This is a genomic window from Burkholderia sp. WSM2230 (assembly GCF_000472445.1).
Classification (GTDB): Bacteria; Pseudomonadota; Gammaproteobacteria; order Burkholderiales; family Burkholderiaceae; genus Paraburkholderia.
On record NZ_AXAJ01000002.1, the window covers coordinates 109761 to 130565 of the forward strand.

At 63.6% G+C, this 20805-nt stretch carries 17 protein-coding genes; 5 read left to right on the plus strand and 12 right to left on the minus strand.

Annotated features, from left to right (window positions below):
• Window positions 1–244: 244 nt before the first annotated feature.
• Both A3AC_RS0105990 and A3AC_RS0105995 read right to left on the minus strand, forming a co-directional pair.
• The gene (locus tag A3AC_RS0105990; protein WP_025597885.1) at window positions 245–1711 is read right to left on the minus strand and encodes an ammonium transporter; all 1467 of its coding nucleotides are present in this window, start codon (window positions 1709–1711) and stop codon (window positions 245–247) included.
• Window positions 1712–1755: 44 nt separating this feature from the next.
• A complete protein-coding gene (locus A3AC_RS0105995) occupies window positions 1756–2094 on the minus strand; it encodes a P-II family nitrogen regulator (RefSeq protein WP_006048089.1) in 339 nt (112 codons plus the stop codon).
• A 504-nt stretch (window positions 2095–2598) separates the two neighbouring features.
• Here A3AC_RS0105995 and A3AC_RS29060 point away from each other — a divergent pair.
• Complete coding sequence (locus A3AC_RS29060) at window positions 2599–2844, plus strand: accessory factor UbiK family protein (protein ID WP_035474834.1); 246 nt, start codon at window positions 2599–2601, stop codon at window positions 2842–2844.
• 133 nt (window positions 2845–2977) lie between these two features.
• On the plus strand, window positions 2978–4714 hold the full coding sequence (locus A3AC_RS0106005) for a YifB family Mg chelatase-like AAA ATPase (RefSeq protein ID WP_025597886.1): 1737 nt from the start codon (window positions 2978–2980) through the stop codon (window positions 4712–4714).
• Between the two features lie 332 nt (window positions 4715–5046).
• On the opposite strand, the gene A3AC_RS0106010 is transcribed toward A3AC_RS0106005, so the two are convergent.
• Window positions 5047–5616, minus strand: a complete 570-nt coding sequence (locus A3AC_RS0106010) for a hypothetical protein (RefSeq protein ID WP_442856468.1) — start codon at window positions 5614–5616, stop codon at window positions 5047–5049.
• Window positions 5617–6111: 495 nt separating this feature from the next.
• On the opposite strand from A3AC_RS0106010, the gene A3AC_RS0106015 reads away from it, so the two are divergent.
• Window positions 6112–6645, plus strand: a complete 534-nt coding sequence (locus A3AC_RS0106015; protein ID WP_025597888.1) for a TlpA disulfide reductase family protein — start codon at window positions 6112–6114, stop codon at window positions 6643–6645.
• Window positions 6646–6770: 125 nt separating this feature from the next.
• Here A3AC_RS0106015 and A3AC_RS0106020 read toward each other — a convergent pair whose 3' ends face one another.
• The 8 genes from A3AC_RS0106020 to ugpQ form a co-directional block, all read right to left on the minus strand.
• Window positions 6771–8123: a sigma-54-dependent transcriptional regulator gene (locus A3AC_RS0106020; protein WP_025597889.1), complete on the minus strand. Its 1353-nt coding sequence runs from the start codon at window positions 8121–8123 to the stop codon at window positions 6771–6773.
• 16 nt (window positions 8124–8139) lie between these two features.
• A complete protein-coding gene (locus A3AC_RS0106025; RefSeq protein WP_025597890.1) occupies window positions 8140–10140 on the minus strand; it encodes a sensor histidine kinase in 2001 nt (666 codons plus the stop codon).
• Window positions 10141–10200: 60 nt separating this feature from the next.
• Window positions 10201–11481 (minus strand): dicarboxylate/amino acid:cation symporter, encoded by a 1281-nt coding sequence (locus A3AC_RS0106030; RefSeq protein WP_025597891.1) that lies wholly within the window; start codon window positions 11479–11481, stop codon window positions 10201–10203.
• Between the two features lie 373 nt (window positions 11482–11854).
• Window positions 11855–12925: an ABC transporter ATP-binding protein gene (locus tag A3AC_RS0106035; RefSeq protein WP_025597892.1), complete on the minus strand. Its 1071-nt coding sequence runs from the start codon at window positions 12923–12925 to the stop codon at window positions 11855–11857.
• Window positions 12926–12971: 46 nt separating this feature from the next.
• Window positions 12972–13763, minus strand: coding sequence for an ABC transporter permease (locus A3AC_RS0106040; RefSeq protein ID WP_025597893.1), 792 nt, complete (start codon window positions 13761–13763; stop codon window positions 12972–12974).
• A complete protein-coding gene (locus tag A3AC_RS0106045; protein WP_025597894.1) occupies window positions 13760–14695 on the minus strand; it encodes an ABC transporter permease in 936 nt (311 codons plus the stop codon). Before A3AC_RS0106045 ends, A3AC_RS0106040 begins: the two co-directional genes overlap by 4 nt.
• 98 nt (window positions 14696–14793) lie before the next feature.
• Window positions 14794–15906: an ABC transporter substrate-binding protein gene (locus A3AC_RS0106050; protein ID WP_025597895.1), complete on the minus strand. Its 1113-nt coding sequence runs from the start codon at window positions 15904–15906 to the stop codon at window positions 14794–14796.
• A 169-nt stretch (window positions 15907–16075) separates the two neighbouring features.
• Window positions 16076–16840 (minus strand): glycerophosphodiester phosphodiesterase, encoded by a 765-nt coding sequence (gene ugpQ, locus A3AC_RS0106055; RefSeq protein ID WP_025597896.1) that lies wholly within the window; start codon window positions 16838–16840, stop codon window positions 16076–16078.
• 316 nt (window positions 16841–17156) lie between these two features.
• Here ugpQ and A3AC_RS0106060 point away from each other — a divergent pair, with 316 nt between their 5' ends.
• Complete coding sequence (locus A3AC_RS0106060; RefSeq protein ID WP_025597897.1) at window positions 17157–17927, plus strand: DeoR/GlpR family DNA-binding transcription regulator; 771 nt, start codon at window positions 17157–17159, stop codon at window positions 17925–17927.
• Window positions 17928–18003: 76 nt separating this feature from the next.
• Here the strand turns inward: A3AC_RS0106060 and A3AC_RS0106065 are convergent, their stop codons facing one another.
• Window positions 18004–19671 carry a Na/Pi cotransporter family protein gene (locus A3AC_RS0106065; RefSeq protein WP_025597898.1) on the minus strand — a complete coding sequence of 556 codons (1668 nt, stop codon included), beginning with the start codon at window positions 19669–19671 and terminating at the stop codon, window positions 18004–18006.
• Window positions 19672–19983: 312 nt separating this feature from the next.
• Here A3AC_RS0106065 and A3AC_RS0106070 point away from each other — a divergent pair, with 312 nt between their 5' ends.
• Window positions 19984–20691: an HAD family hydrolase gene (locus tag A3AC_RS0106070; RefSeq protein WP_025597899.1), complete on the plus strand. Its 708-nt coding sequence runs from the start codon at window positions 19984–19986 to the stop codon at window positions 20689–20691.
• Window positions 20692–20805: the final 114 nt, after the last annotated feature.

Consider the following 20805-nt stretch of genomic DNA (forward strand, 5'->3'; position numbering starts at 1 on the left):
TCCATTCGCAAGCTAGCCGGAATGCATTGTCCCTATCGCCATGATAGGCGGCACAAAGTACTGTTAACAAGATAGCGAGCAAGAAAAAAGCCCGCCATGAAGGCGGGCCAAATCGTTGCGCTTGTTGCTTGTTGCTTCTTACGTGAGGCAGCTTGTTGCTGCCTACGCTGGCCGCGCCTGGCGGCGCGGCTGCCAGCGTGGACAGATCGCTCAGCCCGGGAGCACGGGCTCGCGAAACACCTTGTTATTCGACGTGTTCGCCGTGCAGGCTTACGTCGAGGCCTTCGCGCTCTTCTTCTTCCGTCACGCGGATGCCCATTACCATGTCGATGATCTTCAGCAGGATGAAGCTCACCACGCCGCTGTAGATGAGCGTCGTCAGCACGCCCTTGGCTTGCAGCACGATGCTGCCGTCGAAACCGCCAATGTCCTTGACCGCGAACACGCCCGTCAGCAGCGCACCCACGATACCGCCGATGCAGTGCACGCCGAAGGCGTCGAGCGAATCGTCGTAACCGAGCTTGTGCTTGAGCCACGTTGCCGACCAGAAGCAGACCACACCCGCCACGATGCCGATCACGAGCGAGCCCGTCATGCCGACGAAGCCCGAAGCCGGCGTGATCGCCACGAGACCCGCGACCGCGCCCGACACGATGCCGAGCACCGAAGGCTTACCCTTGGCGGCCCATTCGGCGAACATCCACGCGAGCGCTGCCGCCGCGGTTGCCACCTGGGTTGCGAACATCGCGAAACCGGCACGGCCGTCCGCCGCGACTGCCGAACCTGCGTTGAAGCCGAACCAGCCCACCCACAGCATCGCGCCGCCGATCAGCGTGAGCGTGAGGTTGTGCGGAGCCATTGCTTCCTTGCCGTAGCCGATGCGCTTGCCCAGCACGAGGCAGCAGACCAGACCGGCGATACCGGCGTTGATGTGGACCACCGTGCCGCCCGCGAAGTCGAGCACGCCCGCGCTAGCCAGCCAGCCGGTCGGTTCCCAGACCATGTGCGCGATCGGCGCGTAGACGATGATCGACCACAGCGTCATGAAAACGAGCATTGCCGAGAACTTCATGCGGTCGGCGAACGCGCCCGTGATCAGCGCCGGGGTGATGATCGCGAACGTCATCTGATAGACGAAGTAGACCGACTCCGGGATCGTCGGCGCGAGATGGCTGACCGTGAGGGTCGTGGTGTCGCCCTTGATGTAGCTCATGCCCGCCATGAAAAAGCGCGAGAAGCCGCCGATGAACGAGCCGCCCGGCGTGAAGGCCAGCGTGTAGCCCACCACGGCCCAGATGATCGTCACGAGACAGGTGATCGCGAAGCTTTGCATCAGTGTCGCGAGCACGTTCTTCTTGCGCACCATGCCGCCGTAAAAGAGCGCAAGGCCAGGGATCGTCATGAACAGCACGAGCGCCGTGGAGGTCAGCATCCAGGCGGTGTCGCCCGAGTTGATTTTCGACGAATCGACCGAGAACGGCGCGGTGGGCGCGGCCGGCGCGGCTGCCGCAGCGCTCGCCGCCGGTGCGGCCGCGGCGGGCGCCGAAGCTGCCGGTGCCGCCGAAGCGTCCGCTGCCGGCGCGCTTGCCGCTGCGTCGGAAGCAGCGGCCGACGCGGCGACGGGGGCGGAGGCGTCGTCCGCAAGGGCGGCGCCGATACCGCCCGCGAGCAGCGAACCGGCCATCAGCAAGGACATCAATAATTTGCGCATCTTTCGTTTCCTCTTGTCGCTATCTGTGTTGCTATCTTTTGGTATTACAGAGCGTCCGCGCCGGTCTCGCCGGTGCGGATCCGGATCACCTGCTCGATCGGCGTGACGAAGATCTTGCCGTCGCCGATCTTGCCCGTGCGCGCGGCGCGCTCGAGCGCCTCGATTGCCTGGTCGACGATGTCGTCCGAGACGGCCGCCTCGATCTTCACCTTCGGCAGGAAATCGACGACGTACTCCGCGCCGCGATACAGCTCCGTATGGCCCTTCTGACGGCCGAACCCCTTGACCTCGGTGACCGTAATGCCCGAGACGCCGATCGCCGACAAGGCTTCGCGCGCCTCATCGAGCTTGAACGGCTTGATGATTGCGGTGATGAGTTTCATGAAATCCCCTCGCTTAGTTGCGTAACCCGTTGCGTAACCCGTTTGCGTAACCCGTTGCGTGCCCGTTTGGGTGCCTGTTTGCGTAACCCGTTGCCCAAGGCGCTTGCGTAAACCTTGCGCAAGCTGTCCGCAGCCCGCTCGCGCAAGGCGGGCGGTAGTCGCAGCCCGTCCGCGTGGTCTCGTTGCGCTGCCGTAAATGGGTGCCGGCAGTGCGCGCGGGGCAGTAAGAGCAACTGCTATGCCATGTTGTGTCAGACTGCGGCCCCGCACGGCTGGAAAAGGCACAGCCGCCCTTGTCCAGATGGCCAACGCGCGCCCCGCCCGGTGGCGCGGAGCAGGGATCATTGCTAGAGTGTCCGCAGACGCCTCATGCAAAGTCGCGCACCAAAAGGGGCTCATGCCGGACGAGACAACCGGCGTCACGCACCAACTGAGCGCATCGCGAGAAGCGAGGCACAGACGTAACGAAACGTTGCACATTTTTTGTGCACCAAGGGGAACACCATGAAACAACCGAACGACGTTTTCAACGACATTCAGGCGCGCATGAGCGAGCTCTTCAAGAACTCGCCGGCCAAAGACGTCGAACGCAATGTGAAAGCCATGCTGTCGCAAGGCTTCTCGAAGCTCGATCTCGTCACGCGCGAGGAATTCGAGACGCAGACGCAGGTGCTGGTGCGCACGCGCGCGCGGCTCGAAGAACTGGAGCGCCGCGTCGCGGAGCTGGAGCAGAAGCTGCCGGTCGCCTAGCAAACCGTCTGACGGTTTCGCAGCGGCGTTGTAGCTGCATCGAGCTGCACATCACAGGCAAGCGAGCCGTGACGTCATCAGCGTATTAAGGGGATTGAGCGCGCCACTCGCGCGCTGTCCGACGGGAGAAAACATGTCGCTTGCCGTGGTGCGCAGTCGCGCGCCGGCCGCCGGCCGCGCGCCCGAAGTAACCGTCGAGGTTCACCTCGCCAACGGGCTTCCCTCTTTTTCGATCGTGGGGCTTCCTGATCTGGAAGTCCGCGAGAGCCGCGAGCGCGTGCGCGCGGCGCTGCAAAACTGCAACTTCGATTTCCCTGTGCGACGCATCACGGTGAATCTCGCTCCTGCGGATTTACCCAAGGAATCCGGCCGCTTCGACCTGCCGATCGCCTTGGGCATCCTTGCGGCGAGCGGGCAGATTCCGGCGGAGTCGCTGCTCGACCGTGAATTCGCCGGCGAACTATCGTTGACCGGTGCGCTGCGTCCGATGCGGGGCGCGTTTGCGATGGCTTGCGGTACGGCGCGGGGTGGGGCGATGGGGCGTGGGTGCGGTGCTGGCGATGCTGCGGTTGTTTCGGCTGCTGCGGTTATATCGGCTGCTGCGGTTGCTTCGGCTGCTGCGGTTGCTTCGGCTGCTGCCAGCTCGGCCACTGCTGCCACTGCAGGCTCCGCTGCCTCTTCGTCCTCTGGTGCCATCTCTGCGACGCTTTCCGCCGCGAGCACGGCTGGACGAGCGTCACCACAGCGCAATCCACAGTTGTACCTGCCCGCGGCGAGCGCGGCCGAAGCCGCGCTCGTCCCCGGCGTCGATGTGTACGGCGCGACCGATCTCCCGTCGCTCTGCGCCCACCTTGCGAATGCGCCCGATGCACGCCTCTATCCCGTCGCCGCACCGGATCTGGCGGATACGACGCCGGCCGCCGTGCCGGACATGGGCGATGTGATCGGCCAACGAGGCGCGCGCCGCGCCCTCGAAGTTGCCGCCGCCGGGGGCCACCACGTGCTACTGATCGGGCCGCCGGGCGCCGGCAAATCGATGCTCGCCGCTCGCCTGCCGGGTCTGCTGCCACCCATGACCGACGACGAAGCGCTCTGTTCAGCGGCGTTGCTGTCTGCAAGCCGCGCGGGGTTCACCCCTGCCCAGTGGCGCCAGCGGCCGTTCCGGGCACCGCATCACTCGTCGAGCGCGGCAGCGCTGGTCGGCGGACGCAACCCGCCGCAGCCCGGCGAGATCACGCTGGCGCACCTGGGCGTGCTTTTCCTCGACGAATTGCCCGAGTTCGACCGCGACGTGCTGGAAACGCTGCGCGAACCGCTGGAAGCAGGCCGCATCACTATCTCGCGCGCGGCGCTGCAAGCCGACTTTCCTGCGGCATGCCAGCTCATCGCCGCGATGAATCCCTGTCCTTGCGGATGGCGCGGCGACCCCAATGGGCGTTGCCGCTGCACGCCAGAGGTCGCGGCGCGTTATCTGCGCAAGCTGTCCGGCCCGCTGCTCGACCGGATCGATATCCAACTGGAGGTGCCGGCGCTCACGTCCGCAGAGTTGTCGACGCGATCGAATACCGCCGGTGAAACCAGCAAGGTAATCGCCCGCCGCGTGCGCGCGGCGCGCGAGCGGCAATTGGCGCGGCAAGGCAAGACCAACCGCGAGTTGAGTGGGCGGGAAGTCGACGAGGTCTGCCGTCTCGACGCCGCCGGCGAGGCGCTGCTGCGGGAGGCTGGAGAACGGTTCGGCTGGTCGGCGCGGGCTTATTACCGCGTCCTGAAGGTTGCGCGAACCATCGCCGACCTGGCAGGGGCGAGCATGCCGAGTGCCGCGCAGGTCGGTGAAGCGGTTCAATACCGGCGGGCTTTCGGCTCTGGGTAAGGAGAAAAATAGGCTGTCAAGACTTGACTTATGCACACGACCGCGTTCCAGACAGATTTAGAAACATCTGAAAGGTTCCTACAAGGTCTTGTCGTCACGCCCTTGATTTAAAAGGCTTTTTTATTCTTGCCTTTAGACACTCAAGCTGGTGAAAAGCCCGCCAGACGGGCATCTGCGGCAAAAAAACGGGAGTTCTCAACAGAGTTATCCACAGGACGCATCAAGACTTCGAAAACCTCAACGTAAACCGCGAATTAGCGCGGGAAGCTGTGAAGGAACTTTCACTCTTGGGGCGCGTCGTCGAGGATGCGAATCGGCCAAATCTACCGTTTTCAATACAGCTTGAAGGACGAGAAAAACTGTTCGACCTGCTCCGGCGGCAGCGGCTTGGACGCGATGATCGCAGCCTGATAGGCGTGCCGTCCCCGCGCCACGAGCCGCGCGTAGACGGTCCGCGCCTCATGCGCGGAGCCGGCCTCGCCCGTCAGCTTCATTTCCAGCCCCAGAACCTTGCCGCCCGCGGCGAGCGGGATCTGGACTGCGTGCGCGTCCGGCGCCACGCCCACGTTTCGCGCGAGGCCGGTGCGCAGGAACTCAAGAGCCTTGCGTTGCGTCGCTTCGCCTTCGTCCGGCAGCATGATGGTGCCGACCGCGAACACGGCGTCGCCGGCTTCGGCCGTCTGCATGGCCATCTGCATCGGCGTGCCGTCGACCTGCACCGCGCGCTGATCGTTGCCCGGTTTGGCCGGCAAGTCGATGGTGTAGCCGTTGTCGTTATTCATGACGGTGCGCCAGTCGAAAGTCGGCGAGCAGGCGCTCAGCGCTACGCCGACGGCGAGCGCGCAAGCCGCCACGCGCACGGCCGAGCGCGGGCGCGGCTGGCCGGGCAGCGCGTGATCCATAGTATTTCCGCTGGGAGCGAGGCGGGAAAAGAAGCGCGAGGCAGTTCGAGACAAAAACGGGATAACGCGGAAAAGTGTCTGGTGCATGGGACGGTGGTGCCAGTGAAGCGGGATAGTTGACGTGAGCATAAAGCGTAATTATCCGCTGCAAGCTGACGGACTGCGTGGAGGCGGCCGGCGCGTGTGTGGGATTGGTGGTCCACCGGGGGCTGGGGGAGGCTGTCTGTTTGTGCTGTGCTTGCGCTTGCTCACCTGCCCGCGCCGCCGTTCGCCATTCGCCGTTCGCCGTTCGCCGTTCGCGTTTCCCGGTTCGCCCTCTGCCACCTCGTCCGCCGCCGTGCCTGCCCGTCGCGCGCGCCTCGCGACTTTAGCAGCACTGCCCTCCCTGCCGCCTTGCCGGAATCCGACTACAATAGCGAAGCTACGCCGCAGTGCGCTCCAGCCCCCAGCCGACGCCCTGCCCCGCGCCCCAGCGCGACTTCCGAGGTTCCGTTCATGAGCTCCATTACGTCGACCAGCGCCGTCACGCGCACGAATCCGCTTCGCTACCTGATCATCGCCGTCGTGGCGATTGCAATCGGCGTCGCGGGTTATTTCGCGTTTGCCGGCCAGCAGCGGGTGCCCGATGCGACTTTCACGCTGCTCTCCGGGCAGAAAGTCACCACCGCCGACCTGAAAGGCAAGGTCTACCTCGTCAACTTCTGGGCGACGAGCTGCGACACCTGCATGAAGGAAATGCCGCAGATGGTGCAGACCTACAACCGCTTCAAAGGCAAAGGGCTGGAATTCGTCGCGGTGGCCATGAGCTACGACGCGCCAATGTACGTGACCAACTACACGCAAACGCGCCAGTTGCCGTTCAAGGTAGCCATGGACGACGGCTCGGCCGCCAAGCAGTTCGGCAATGTGCAGCTCACGCCGACCACCTTTCTCGTCGATAAGGACGGCAAGATCCTGAAGCGCTACGTCGGTGAACCGCAATTCGCGGAACTCGACCAGTTGCTGGAAAAAGCGCTGAGCGCCGCCTGAGCGCAACCCGTCGCGGCGGCACGCTGAACCTCGCAACGGCAACCGGTCTGAAAGCCAGCCGGATAAGCCCCGACAAGTTTCACCCTCAATCAAAAACGCCGGCATCGATTGCCGGCGTTTTGTTTTCATCTCTCCGCGTCCCCTTTGGCTGCAAGGCCGTAGCGCTTGATCTTCTCGTAGAGCGTCGCCTTGCCGAGCTGCAGTCTGTCCGCTGCGAGCGCGACTGCACCGCCGCACTGCTCCAACGCCTCTGCGATCACCGCGCGTTCGAATTGCTCGACACGCTCCTTGAGCGGCTGCGTTTCACCGCCTTCGTCGCCGAAAGAGGTCACGGGATCGTCGGCGACGCCGAGCACGAAGCGGTCGGCGGCATTGCGCAGTTCGCGCACGTTGCCGGGCCAGTCGCGCTGCATCAGGCTCGCGCGCTGGCGGTCGGTCAGAATCGGCGCCGGCCGCTGATAACGCACGGCCGCGTCGAGCAGAAAGTGCTCGAAAAGCGGCACGATGTCCTCGCGACGCTCGCCAAGCGGCGGCAGCGCGATGGTCACCACGTTCAACCGGTAAAGCAGGTCACGGCGAAACGAGCCGTCCGCGACATGTTCCGCCATATCGCCTTTCGCCGCCGCGACAACGCGGCAGTTCACCCGAATCGGCTGATTGGAGCCGAGGCGTTCGAGCACGCCGTCCTGCAGCACGCGCAACAGCTTGACCTGCAGCGCGAGCGGCATGCTTTCTATCTCGTCCAGAAACAGCGTACCGCCGGATGCATGTTCGAGTTTGCCGATCCGGCGCTTGGCGGCGCCGGTGAAGGCGCCGGGCTCGTAGCCGAACATCTCGGATTCGAACATCGGCTCAGGCAGCGCGCCGCAATTCACCGCGATAAACGGCTTGTCGCGCCGTGGCGACAACTCGTGCAGGCTGCGCGCGATCAGTTCCTTGCCCGCGCCGGTATCGCCGTTGATCAGCACCGACGCATCGGTCGGCGCGACATTGGCGATGAGCCGCCGCACCTGCTCGATAGCCGGACTACGGCCGATGATCCGCGGCGCCACCGCGTTCTGCCCAGCGAGCTCCCGGCGCAGCGCGTGATTTTCGAGCACGAGTTTGCGCCGCTCCAGCGCGCGCCGCACGGTTTCGATCAGACGTTCCGACGCGAACGGCTTTTCAATGAAGTCGTAGGCGCCGTCGCGCATCGCCTGAACCGCCATCGAAATATCGCCGTGACCGGTGACGAGAATCACCGGCACGTCGGGCGCGCGTTCGTGGCACTGCGCGAGCAGTTCGAGGCCGCTTGCGCCGGGCAGCCGGATATCGCTGACGATCACGCCGGAGAAGTCCGCGCTGATCGACTTCGCCGCCGATTCCGCCGACGCATGGCCGACCACCTCGAAGCCCGCCAGTTGCAAACTCTGCACGCTGGCGCGCCGCACGAGTTCATCGTCTTCGATATACAGCACTTGCAAGCCGTCGTTCAGCATGTCTTTCTCATCGGATTCAGGAGCCCGTCGTGAGCGGGGCTGCGATACGGCTCGTCTGCACGCGTGGCCGGCGCAGCGTCAGCACAAATAATGCACCGCCTTGCGGCGCATTGCGCGCCACGAGCGTGCCGCCGCAATCGCGCGCGATCGACGACGAAATCGCGAGCCCAAGACCCAGGCCCTGACCCATTTCCTTGGTGGTAAAGAACGGTTCGAAAAGGCGCGGCAACACATCTTCTGGAATGCCGGGACCGTTGTCGCCGACCGCGAACGAGAGGCTGTCGCCGGCCACCTCGATGTGTACCGAGATGCGCGGCGCCGCCACGTCGGCCGTGGCGTCGAGCGCGTTGCCGAGCAGATTGATCAGCACCTGTTCGAGACGCAGATCGTCGCAATGCGCGACCAGATCGGGATGGTCGTCGGCAAGATCGAGGGACGTGCGCGTGGCGCTCTTCACGTCGAACAGGGCGAGCTCGAGTTCGACGCCCTGCAAGCGCTTCTGCAACAGTGCGACTGCATTGCGCAGCGCCCGCACGGCCGGCGCGCGCGCGCTGCGGGGCCGCGCCCGTCCGACGAACAGCTTCAGCTGATTGGTGATCTTGCCCATGCGTTCGGTGAGCGCCGCGATCGCCTCCAGATTCTCCCGCGCCGACACCTGATCGCCGCGCTCGAGCAGCACGCGCGTGTTGTCGGAAAAGCCGCGCAAGGCGGCCAGCGGCTGATTCAGTTCATGCGTGATGCCGGCCGCCATCTGCCCGAGCGCGGCGAGCTTGCTCGCCTGGATCAGCTCGTCGTGCGCGGCGCGCAATTCCTGCTCGGCGCGCGTGCGCTCGGCGACTTCTTTCTGCAACTGCTCGTTCGCCTGCGAGAGGTCCGCGGTCCGTTCCGCGACGCGCCGGTTCAGTTCGGCATACGCCTTCTGCAGCAGCGCGCGGCTGCGCATGACCTCGCGCACGCGCGCGCGGCGCATTCTCCAATAAAACGCCAGCAGGACCAGCGACACGTAGCCGAAACCTGTGACGATGGTTGCGTTACGCGCGTCGGCATCGACGGGACTGACGGGCGCCATGGTGATCAGATGCCAGTCCGGCTCGCCCATGCCGCGCCGCGACGCGAGATAGCGCGGCGCGTAGCGGCCGCCGCCGACGCGCACGATCTGCGCGTCGCCTTCCAGCTTGCGCTCGATCGTAACGGGCAGCGGCTCGATTGGCTGCTGCGCGTACTGGCGCGCCTGGTAGATCGAATCAGCGACCTGCCCGGAGAGCGGCCGGATAGTGTGGTATTTCCAGGCGGGCACGGAAGACAGAAAGATCACGCCGTGATCGTCGGTGACGAGGAGCGGCTCAAAGGCATCCGCGCCCTGAAACCATTCGAGATCGAGTTTGACGACCGCCACGCCGACTATCTTGCCGTCGCGCCGCACCGGCTGCGAAATGTAATAGCCCGGCGCCTGCGAAATCGTGCCGATGCCGAAGAAGCGGCCCACGCCGCCCTTGATTGCATCGACGAAATACGGCCGGAACTGATAGCCCGCGCCGATGAAGCTGCCCGGCCCTTGCCAGTTGCTCGCGGCCACGCAGTAGCCGTTGAGCGGAATGATGTAGGTCACCGTCGCGCGCGCATGGCGGTTCAGGTCTTCCAGATAGAGATTCGCGCGCTTCACATTGGCAGGCGACGGATCGACCAGCACGTCCTGCACGATCGGATGTTCCGCGAGCAGATACGGCAGCGATTCGTAGCGCTCAAGCGTGCTTTTTAGCGAGCTGGCGGTACGGTCGACGCGCCCGGCGGCATTCAGCCGCAAGCTGTCGATTCCGCTTTGCCACGCGATGCTATAGGTGAGCCCGCACGCCGCAACGAGCCCGGCGACGAGCGCGAAGAGGATCAGCAGGCGGCGGGTCACGTTGGCAATATCCGGTCGGGTGTGACCGCATATTGTGGCATAAGGCGAAGCGCCGTCGGCGCGAGCTTCCCCGGCCGACGGCACGGAGGTGGGGCGCGCGGTCACCGGTTGCATGTTCTGGTGTCCGCGGCCGCAAACTTCATGCTGTTTCAGTCAATGCCCGACAAGTCCGGCTCAGACGCCGGCCGGTTCCTTGAGCGGCACGTCGCCGCGCAACGCGGCGTTCAGCTTGCTGCGGTCCAGCTCCTTTTCCCAGGCCGACACGACCACGGTCGCCACGCCATTGCCGACGATGTTGGTCAGCGCACGGCATTCGCTCATGAAGCGGTCGATGCCGAGAATCAGCACCATGCCCGACAGCGGAATGGTCGGCACCACAGCCAGCGTCGCGGCGAGCGTGATGAAGCCCGCACCGGTCACGCCGCTCGCACCCTTCGAGGTCAGCATGGTCACGGCGAGCAGCGTGAGTTGCTGCGTCCACGTGAGGTCCGTGTTGGTCGCCTGGGCGATGAACAGCACGGCCATCGTCATGTAGATGTTGGTGCCGTCGAGGTTGAACGAGTAACCGGTCGGCACCACGAGACCCACCACCGAACGCGAGCAGCCGAGCTTTTCGAGCTTCAGCATCAGCTGCGGCAACGCGGCTTCAGACGAGCTCGTGCCGAGCACGATCAGCATCTCTTCCTTGATGTACGCGACGAAGCGCAGCACGTTGAAGCCCACCGCGCGCGCAATGATGCCGAGCACCACCACCACGAATACGATCGACGTCAGATAGAAAGTGCCGATCAGCTTCAGCATGGGCAACAGCGAGCCGATGCCGTACTTGCCGATGGTGAACGCCATCGCACCGAACGCGCCGATCGGCGCCAGCTTCGTGATGATCCCGACCATGCCGAACAGGATGCTCGACAGGCTCTCGATAAAGCTCGTCACCGGCTTGCCGCGCTCGCCGACATGCGCGAGCACCGCGCCGAACAGCAGCGCGATCAGCAGGATCTGCAGGATTTCACCTTGCGAGAACGCCGACACCAGCGTGTCCGGGATGATGTGCATCAGGAAGTCGACCGTGGTCTGGCCGTGCGCCTTCGCGGCATACGACGCGACTTCCTTGCCGTTGAGCGTTGCGGGATCGACGTTGAAGCCGACGCCCGGACGCAGCAGGTGCGTCGCGGCGAGGCCGAGAAGCAGCGCGAAGGTCGAGACGACCTCGAAGTAGAGCAGCGCCTTGCCGCCGACGCGGCCCACCTTCTTCATGTCTTCCATGCCGGCAATGCCGGTCACGACCGTACAGAAGATGATCGGTCCGATCACCATCTTGATGAGCTTGATGAAGGCGTCGCCGAGCGGCTTCATGTCGACGGCGAGATTCGGGTAGAAATGCCCGAGCGCGATACCGATGATGATCGCCACGATCACCTGGATGTACAGCACTTTGTGGATAGGTTTCTTCACGATGTTTCCTGCGATGTGGGTGAGCTCATGGCCTGCCACGCTGCGCATCATGCGAACGAAAGATCGTCGCCTCTGCACGGCATTAGGCCGCGACAAGACGACGAATTCAGAAATACCGGGAAGGGAAATCGGACATCGTTGTCTCCTTGCTTTAGTTGTCGGACCGTTGCGGCCGCGCCGTCTATTTTGCAAGGTCGATGCCAGGTTGATGCCTAAGACATACCCTTGATTCGTAATGATTTTTCTGAATGGCACAGCTTCAGACTTCCGGGATTCCGGAAATCCGGACCAGGCGCGTCGGGAAACCCGGAATCGGTCACGGCAAAACCCTCGGGGAAAACCCGAGGCCGTCGCCGGCTGGCTTGCGCCGGTTTCAGGCGTTGCCTTCCTCGAGCACCAGCAGATTGTCGTGCGAGAAGCCTAGCGAGACCGGCTGCCCTCGCTCGGGCAAACCGCGATTCGGGTCGTTGAAGACGTCGAGCGAAATCACAGCGTCTTTCACACGCGTTCTGATGCGCACTACAGCGCCGAGAAAATTCACTTCCTCGACGGTCGCGTTCAGCGTGTTGCGGCCGGGCGCCGCAGGTTCCAGCACGATCGCTTCCGGGCGCAGCGCGAGCAGGCGCTTCTTGCCTGCATCGCCGGCCGGCAGCTCCTGGGTCGTGATGAGCTCCTGGCCGTCCACCGCCATCTTGCCGGTTGCCGGATCGATCACGTGACCGGCAAGAATGTTCAGCGTGCCGACGAACGACGCGACAAAGCGCGTGCGCGGATAGTTATAGATCTCCGAAGGCGAGCCGATCTGCTCGACGCGCCCTTCGTTCATCACGACGATGCGGTCCGAAATGGACAGCGCCTCTTCCTGGTCGTGCGTGACGAAGATCGACGTGATGCCGAGTTCACGCTGCAACGCGCGGATGTCCTGGCGCAACGAGATGCGGATTTTCGCGTCGAGCGCGGACAGCGGCTCGTCGAGCAACAACACCTGCGGCTTGCCCGCGAGCGCGCGCGCGAGCGCCACGCGCTGCTGCTGGCCGCCCGACAGCTGCCATGGATAACGGCCGCCGAGCTGCGGCAGCTTGATCAGATGCAGCATCTCTTCGACGCGCTGATTGATCTCCGCCTGCGGCCGGTGCGTGATCTTCAGCCCAAAGCCGATGTTCTCGGCCACCGTCATGTTCGGAAAGAGCGCATACGACTGGAACACCATGCCGACCTTGCGCTGGCGCGTGCGTAAATGCGTGACGTCCTTGTTGTCGAGCCGGATCGCGCCGCGCGTGGGCGTTTCAAAGCCGGCGATCATGCGCAGTACGGTTGTCTTGCCGCAGCCGGACGGGCCGAGAAACGTGATGAACTCGCCGCGCTCGATCTTCATGTCGAAGTGATGCAGCGCGATGTTCGTCCCAAAGGACTTGTGCAGATTTTCGATCTCGAGAAATGCCATGATTCGCCGCCTCAGTGAGTCAAACGCCGTATGCGAAGCTCGCGCCTCAGAGTTTCTGGCCGGCTGCCGCGCGGGCCGAGCCGAACACCTGGATCAGTCCCATCGACGCCCACGTGATCATGAACGCGATGATCGCAAGCGCCGACGGCTCATATGCGCGATTCGCGCCGATCAACTGCAGATACGGTCCGAACGCTGGCCGGTCGAGCAGGCTCGCGAGCGTGAATTCGCCGATCACCACCGCAAAGGTGAGAAACGCGCCGGACAGAATGCCCGAGCGGATATTCGGAAAGATCACCTTGAAGAGAATGGTCGGCCAGTTTGCGCCGAGACATTCGGCGGCCTCGGTGAGCGAGCGCACGTCCACGGCGCGCAGGCCGGCATCGACCGCGCGGTACATGTAGGGCAGAGAAAGCGTCACGTAGCCGAATACGAGCAGCAGGTCGGTCGCGCGCTCGTTACTCGTGAGCGGCAAAATCGAACTGCTGTTGTAAATGCGCAGATAACCGAACACGATCACGATAGCCGGCACGACAAGCGGCAGCAGCGTGATGAATTCGACCACCGGCCGCAGTTTCGGCAAACGCAGTTGCACCCAGTAAGCCGTCGGCACCACGAGCAGGATGCCGACCACGATCGTCAGCAAGGCCATCAAAATCGAATAACCGAACGACGCCTGAAAACGCGGATCGCTCAGCACCACGCTATATGCTTCAAAGCTGTAAGTGCCGCGCTTCATCCGCAAGCTGAATTCGAAGGTGGCTATCAGCGGAATCAGGAAGTACAGCGAACCGATCACCACTGCGGTCCACGCTCCCACGCGCGATTGGCTTTTCACCGGCGGCCCCTTTCGGCGCGCGAGCGCAGCCAGATGTAGCCGCCATTCGACAGACCCGTCACCAGCACCATGCCGAGCGCGAGCGCGTAGCCGAGATTCTGGTTGTGCATGACGTCCCCGCGAATTTGCGCAAACAGCAGGATCGGCACGATGTTCAGCGAGCTGCCGGTGAGCGCGTAGGCTGTCGCCACGGCGCCGAACGCGTTGGCGAACAGCAGCAGCGTCGCACCGAGCACGCTCGGCCACAGCACCGGCAGGGCGACATAGCGCCAGTATTGATAGGCGGTGCCGCCAAGACAATCGCAGGCTTCGCGCCATTCGCGCTTGAGGCCGTCCAGCGCGGGTGTCACGATCAGCACCATCAAAGGAATCTGGAAATACAGGTAGGTGAGCGTGAGCCCGGAAAAACTGAGAATGCTGAAACCCGTCGAATACAGATTGAAGCCGAGGTATTTCTTCAGGAGCACGGTGACGAGCCCCACGCGCCCCAGCGTGCAGATAAAGGCGAACGCGAGCGGTACGCCCGCGAAATTCGACGCAACGCCGGAGAACGTCATCAAGGTCGGACGAATCCAGCCGGGCAGCTTGCCCTGCACCGCCGCCCACGCGAGCAGCGAGCCGATCAGCGCGCCGCCCGCGGCCGACGCCGCGCTGACCTTGAAGCTGATCCAATAGGCGTCGAGCACCGACGGCTGAAACAGATCGCGCAGATTGGCGAGCGTGAAGTGGCCTTGTGCATCCTGGAACGCGCCGACCATCAGAAAGCCGGTCGGCAGAATCAGGAACAACAGCGCGAATGTGAAGAACGGCACGACGCCGATCCAGGCCAGCATCTTCGAAGCGCGGCCCGGGCCGTCGACGCGCGGCGTCGGCGTGGGCACAGGCACCAGCAAATCCGGCTGCACCGATCCAGCATCCGATGAAGCGCTCATAGCTCACCCTCCGGGCTTGAAAACCAACGCCGCGGATGCCGCCCTTTGCGAACGGCGCCGCGGCGCACTTCGATTACGCAAGGTTGCTCAAGCTGCGCTTACTTGACGTTCGCGCCCACCACTTCGTCCCAATGCTTCGTGATGGTTTCCTTGTACGCGTCCTGCTGCTGGAGCGTCGGGAATACCACGTTCTTATACGAGGTCGGCGGCGGCAGTTTGTCGAGCAGCGCCTGCGGCACTTTCTTTGCAGCCACCAGTTCGTTGTAGCGCATCGGGTGGCAATAGCCAGTCAGCCAGCCAATCTGGCCTTCGTCGGAATAGAGGTATTCCATCCACAGCTTGGCCGCGTTCGGATGCGGCGCGTAGGCGCTGATCGCCTGAACATAGACGCCCGCCACCACGCCCGTTTTCGGAATCACCACCTGAACCTTCGGGTTGCCCTTCAGCGTATCGCGGTCGGCGAGCGCGTTGTAGTCCCAACGGACCACGATCGGCGTCGTGCCTTGCGCAAGCGAGGCCGCCTTGCCGATCACCGGCACGAAGTTGCCGCTCTTGTTCAGGTCCGCGAAGAATTTGAGGCCGGCTTTATCCGCCTTCGACGCGTCGCCCTTGCTTTGCGAAAGGCCCGCCGCATAGACCGCCTGAATGGCCTGGTTCGCAGAGCGCGGGTCGCCTGCAAGCGACACAGCGTTCTTGTAATCCGACTTCAGCAGATCGCTCCAGTCGGCCGGCGCCTTGTCGATCATGTCGGCGTTGACTTCGAACGCGAGCACGCCGTAGTAGTCGCCGTACCAGTAGCCGTCTGGATCCTTCGACTCCTTCGGAATCGAGTTCCACGTCGAGACCTTGTACGGCTGCAAGAGTCCTTCGGCCTTCGCGCTCGGGCCAAAGGACAGACCCACGTCGATCACGTCCGGCGCTTGCGGGCCCTTGTTGCCCTTGTTCGCCTTGATGGCTTCGACTTCGTCGCCCGAACCCGCATCCGGGTTCAGTTCGTTGATCTTGATTCCGTACTTCTTTTGGAAGCCCGCGACGAGTTGCCCATAATTGCACCAGTCGTGCGGCAACGCGATCACGGTGAGCTGGCCTTCCTGCTTTGCGGCGGCGACCAATGCGTCGAGCGGCGCGGCATAAGCGCTGCTCGCGCCGGCGGCGGCAACGCCCGCGGCGGCCGACATCGAAAGTACGCGAGCTAACACGGTGCGGTTCATAGTTTTCCCCATCCTCTGCCGAAATTGTTGCGTTTGGAAAGTTTTTGATTCGACTTCAAGGGCGCGCGGCCTCTGCCATTGCGTGCGCCTGTTTCGGCGCCTTTGCGTTGGTCCGTGCATCGCTCCGTGTGCCCGCGCGCCCACGCCATGCCCGCGCCGGCTGGGGCGCTCAAAGCATGTCGTGCTGCAGCTTATCGATGCGATCTGTACAAATCATGTCGACGCCCCACTGCGCGAGCAATTGCGCACGCGCCGGGTCGTTCACCGTGTAAGCGAGTACGTGCAGGCCGGCCGCACGAATATCCGCGACGAGCTGCCTGGTCAGATAACGGTGGCTCGCGTGCAAGGACACGCAGTCCAATTGACGCACGATGCGCAGCCAGTCCGCGGGCACTTCCTCGAACAGCATGCCGCGTCGCAATGAAGGCGCCGCGTCGCGCGCGGCCGCGAGCGCGTCGAACGAAAACGACGACAGGAGCGGCGGCGTCTGGCCTTGCCACAACTCCAGCGCGGCAATTGCGACCAGGCGGCCGGTGATCTCGTCGCGGCCGGGACACGGCTTGATTTCGATGTTCGCGAGAATGCCCTCGCGCGCGCAACGCGCGGCTGCATCGGCAAGCGTGGGCAGACGCATGCCCGCGAATTGCGGCCCGTACCAGGCGCCAGCGTCGAGCAACGCCAGTTGCGCCCACCTGTAAATCGCCGCTGCGCCGTACCCATTGGTGGTGCGCTCCAGCGTGTCGTCGTGCAGCAGGAACAACTGGTTGTCGGCGGAGAGCTTGGCGTCGAATTCGACCATGCGGTAACCGTAGCGCACGCAGGCGTCAAAGCCCGCCAACGTGTTCTCCGGCGCGAGCGTGCCGCCGCAGCGGTGCGCGACGAGTGGCGGATAAGGCCAGTCAGCAGGTGATGTGCGATCGATCCCGTTTGCCACGTCCCGTCACCTTTTGCTCAGATAAAGCATTCGTCATGCGCCGATGCCTGCGGTCTTGTCAGAAAGCGCCATGAAAATGCGTGAAAGCACAGATCAAACCTTCCACTCAGATCGATCCGAACATTCGATGTTCGAATCAGCCGGCACTTCGATTTGCGAAGGCTAAATTCAAATACACAAAGTTGCAAGCTACCAAAAAAATACAACACAATCCGGCTGAAGTAGTACGCTTGACATCGTCCCGACACACATTCGTGACCACGATGTCACCGGTTAATACACGTTGTGCGAGCGCCTTCGCATCCAAGGAAAATGCATGTGGCAGGAAGACCGTCATCAGAGAATACGCGCGTTGTTGTCGACGCTGCATCGGGTGTCGACCGAACGGATCATGGCGGACCTGGGCGTGTCGCGCGAAACAGTGCGGCGCGATCTGCTCGATCTCGAAGCGCTCGGTGAGCTGCGCCGCGTGCATGGCGGCGCGATCAGACCAGCCGACGAAGCGCCGATTGCCGAGCGCGCGCACATGCGCGTCAAGTCCAAAACGGCCATTGCCAAGGCGGCAACCAGACTCATTGCAAGCGGCCAGACGCTGTTCATCGACGCCGGCACCACCACTGCCGCGCTCGCCGAAGAATTGGCCAAGCTCGCGAATCTGACCATCGTCACCAATTCAATCGACGTCGCGTTGAAACTGCGCGGCGCAGCGGAACAGGCGGAAGCCGGCAACGAAGTGATCCTGCTCGGCGGCACGATCAGCGACCGCGCCATGGCGACCACCGGCGCGACCACCGTGCTCGACATTCAGCGGTATCGCGCGGACCTCGCGCTGCTGTCGCCGGTGGGCGTCGACCACCGGCATGGCGCAACCAATTACGATCACGCGGAAACCGAAGTGGCGCGCGCGATGGTCGCTAACGCGGACCGTGTGGTGATCCTCGCCGACTACAGCAAAATTGGTCAGCGCAGCCGGATTTCGTATTGTCCGGTAGAGCGGATCGACGTGCTCGTCACCAACAAGAAGGCCGCCGACGCAGCCGATTTCAGTGCGCTGAAAAAGAAGCTGGACGAAGTGGTGCTGGCGTAAAGCGGGAAGCCGAAGCGAAACCGGAAAAACCGCAAGGCGTCGCGCGATGACGCGCCGCATGCGGTTCTATCGACAGTCACTCCTTCACATGCATGGTGTCGAGCGCGCGCTTGCGCAAGCGCGTGTCATGCAATGCGCCGGCGGCATCGAGCACCGGATAAGCGGTCGAGCAGAAAAGCGAATTGAGCCGCTTCATGTCGCTGATCAGATCGAGATGCAACGCGCTGGTTTCGATGCTGCGCAGCGTCTGCCCGGCGAGGCGATCCAGATGCCGGTACGAATAAGCGCGCTCCAGGTCGCGAAAGCGCTCTTTTTCGGCAAGCAGCCGCTCGGCGCAACGCAGATCATTGTTCAGGAATACCGAGAGACCAAGCTGCAGATTGCCGACGAGCCGCGCCTGCAGATCGTCCAGCTCACCCAGGCCTTCTTCGGAAAACGACAGGCGGTGAGCGATCTTCTTTTCCTCGATATTGCCGACAATCCGCTCGATGATGTCGCCCGCGTGCTCCAGGTTGATGGTCAGCGAAATGATGTCAGTCCAGCGGCGGCTGTCGGCTTCGTCCAGTTGCTCGCGCGAAATCAGCGTGAGGTAGTGCTTGACCGCGGCGTAGAGTTCGTCGACGTCGTCGTCCATGCGGACGGTTTCCCGCGCCTTCTCGAGATGGTTGTGATGGATCAGCTCGGCGACGTTGTCGAGCATCGTCCGCACGATGTCGCCGATACGCAGCACTTCGCGCGCGGCATTCGCGAGCGCAAGCGTGGGCGTGGACAGCGCGGCCGCGTCAAGATGCAGTGGCCGCAGCTCTCCGTTCGGCATGGGCCGGTCCGGCAACACGCGCTCGCTGATTTGCGCCACCGGATCGATCAGCGACAGGCATACGCAGCACCGCAGCGTGTTGTAGATCAGGTGAAAGCCCACGGTGGCTTCACGCGGATTGGCGATGAGCACCGGCAACCACTTCGCGAGCAAGGGCGCAAACGGCAGGATCAGCAGTGCGCCCGCCAGCTTGAACGCGAAGCTGCCGAGCGCGAGCCGCCGCGCCGCCGGATTCTGCGCGGCAGCGCCGAACAATGCCACGAGGCCGCTGCCGAGATTCGCGCCAATCACGAGACAGAGCGCCACCTTCAACGAAATGACGCCCGAGGATGCAAGGGTGGCCGTAAGCAGCACCGCCGCGAGACTCGAATACGAGACGATCGCGAAGGCTGCGCCCACCAGCGCGTCGAGCATGGTGTCGCCGGTCAATGCGCCAAACATCACGCGCACGCCGGCGCCTTGCATCATCGGCTGAGCGGCCTCGACGATCAGATGCAGCGCGAGCAGGATCAGCCCGAGACCGATCAGCGTACGGCCGACCTGGCCGGCGCGCGTTTGCTTGCGCGACAGGAAGAGCGGCACGCCGAACAGGATCAGGATGGGCGACAGCCACGACAGATCGAGTGTGAGGACTCGCGCCATGAGCGCCGTGCCCACGTCGGCGCCGAGCATGATGGCAAGCCCGCTGGTGAGCGGCAGGAGCCCTTGCGCGGCAAACGACGTGAGGATCACCGCGGTTGCGTTGCTGCTTTGCACGAGACTCGTTACGCCGACGCCTGAGAGAAACGCCCGCCAACGATTCCGCGTGCTGCGCCCAAGCACGCTGCGCAGATCGGCGCCCAATACACGAAGAATGCCCGTGCGCACGATATGCGAGCCCCACACGAGCAGTGCCACACCGGCGAGGAGGTTAAGGAGAATCAACATAAGGCACTGCGCATTCGTTCTCTGCTGCCGTGACCGGAACCGCATGCCGCCGAGGACACCCGGGACGTATGACAGTAGTGTTGCACATTTTTGCCTTATTGTATTTTTGTGCTTTTAAATATACGCTCGGCAACGAATGTCGGGCGCGGCGTGGCGCTTTTTGTTTTGCTCTGTACGCGTGGCGCTTTTCTTTTTGTGCGCAGCGTGCCTGTTGCGTCGAATGCCGCAGCTCATGCCACTCACATGGCGCTCACATGGCGCTCATGCAGAGCCTGTCCAACCCCTTGGCCACCTGATAACGAGGACAACCGGATGAGCCGCAATCTCGCGCTGTTCGACCTGGACCATACGTTGCTGCCGCTCGACAGCGACCAGGCGTGGGCTCATTTTGTCGCCGGCCTAGGAATTGAAGGCGCTGCGCGGCATGCACAAGACATCGACGAGTATTACCGGCAATACGTGGCCGGCACGCTGGACATGGCCGCCTATCTGGACCGCACGCTGGCGCCGCTCGCATGCCATACACGCGAGCAGCTCGACGCGTGGCATGCGCGTTTCATGCGGGAGGTGATCGCGCCCGCGATCCTGCCGGCCGCGCGCGAACTGGTGCGACGTCACATGGACGCGGGCGACCTGTGCTGCATCGTCACCGCAACGAATGTGTTCGTGACCGCGCCGATCGGCAAGGCCCTCGGCTTCGAGCATCTTCTTGGGATCGAGCTCGGTACCGAGGGCGGCGATCCGCTCGCGCGTTTCACGGGCGCCTCGGTCGGCGTGCCGACTTTCCGCGAAGGCAAGATCACGCGCACCGAGAGCTGGCTGGCCTCGCTAGGTCACTGTTTGCAGGACTTCCCGCAAAGCTGGTTCTATAGCGATTCGATCAACGACGTACCTTTGCTCGAACGCGTCACGCATCCGGTCGCGACCAACCCCGATGCACGTTTGCGCGCGCTCGCCAACGAGCGGGGCTGGCCGGTCATCGAACTTTTTTGTGAGGCGCGCGGCGGCGCGCAAGTGTAGAAGCGCCTGCATGGCCGCCGCTTGCGGACGGCTCACTGCTCGGGGCGAACAGCGAGTGGGCTGCCCTGCATGAAGCCCGGCCAGACGCCGCAACAGCCAAAGCCAGAGCGTTTT

What these genes read in the sequence shown, in the direction of transcription:
- A3AC_RS0105990 (WP_025597885.1), bottom strand. Translation starts at nt 1,711, where the DNA reads ATGCGCAAATTATTGATGTCCTTGCTGATGGCCGGTTCGCTGCTCGCG.
- A3AC_RS0105995 (WP_006048089.1), bottom strand. Translation starts at nt 2,094, where the DNA reads ATGAAACTCATCACCGCAATCATCAAGCCGTTCAAGCTCGATGAGGCG.
- A3AC_RS29060 (WP_035474834.1), top strand. Translation starts at nt 2,599, where the DNA reads ATGAAACAACCGAACGACGTTTTCAACGACATTCAGGCGCGCATGAGC.
- A3AC_RS0106005 (WP_025597886.1), top strand. Translation starts at nt 2,978, where the DNA reads ATGTCGCTTGCCGTGGTGCGCAGTCGCGCGCCGGCCGCCGGCCGCGCG.
- A3AC_RS0106010 (WP_442856468.1), bottom strand. Translation starts at nt 5,616, where the DNA reads ATGGATCACGCGCTGCCCGGCCAGCCGCGCCCGCGCTCGGCCGTGCGC.
- A3AC_RS0106015 (WP_025597888.1), top strand. Translation starts at nt 6,112, where the DNA reads ATGAGCTCCATTACGTCGACCAGCGCCGTCACGCGCACGAATCCGCTT.
- A3AC_RS0106020 (WP_025597889.1), bottom strand. Translation starts at nt 8,123, where the DNA reads ATGCTGAACGACGGCTTGCAAGTGCTGTATATCGAAGACGATGAACTC.
- A3AC_RS0106025 (WP_025597890.1), bottom strand. Translation starts at nt 10,140, where the DNA reads ATGCAACCGGTGACCGCGCGCCCCACCTCCGTGCCGTCGGCCGGGGAA.
- A3AC_RS0106035 (WP_025597892.1), bottom strand. Translation starts at nt 12,925, where the DNA reads ATGGCATTTCTCGAGATCGAAAATCTGCACAAGTCCTTTGGGACGAAC.
- A3AC_RS0106045 (WP_025597894.1), bottom strand. Translation starts at nt 14,695, where the DNA reads ATGAGCGCTTCATCGGATGCTGGATCGGTGCAGCCGGATTTGCTGGTG.
- A3AC_RS0106050 (WP_025597895.1), bottom strand. Translation starts at nt 15,906, where the DNA reads ATGAACCGCACCGTGTTAGCTCGCGTACTTTCGATGTCGGCCGCCGCG.
- A3AC_RS0106060 (WP_025597897.1), top strand. Translation starts at nt 17,157, where the DNA reads ATGTGGCAGGAAGACCGTCATCAGAGAATACGCGCGTTGTTGTCGACG.
- A3AC_RS0106065 (WP_025597898.1), bottom strand. Translation starts at nt 19,671, where the DNA reads ATGTTGATTCTCCTTAACCTCCTCGCCGGTGTGGCACTGCTCGTGTGG.
- A3AC_RS0106070 (WP_025597899.1), top strand. Translation starts at nt 19,984, where the DNA reads ATGAGCCGCAATCTCGCGCTGTTCGACCTGGACCATACGTTGCTGCCG.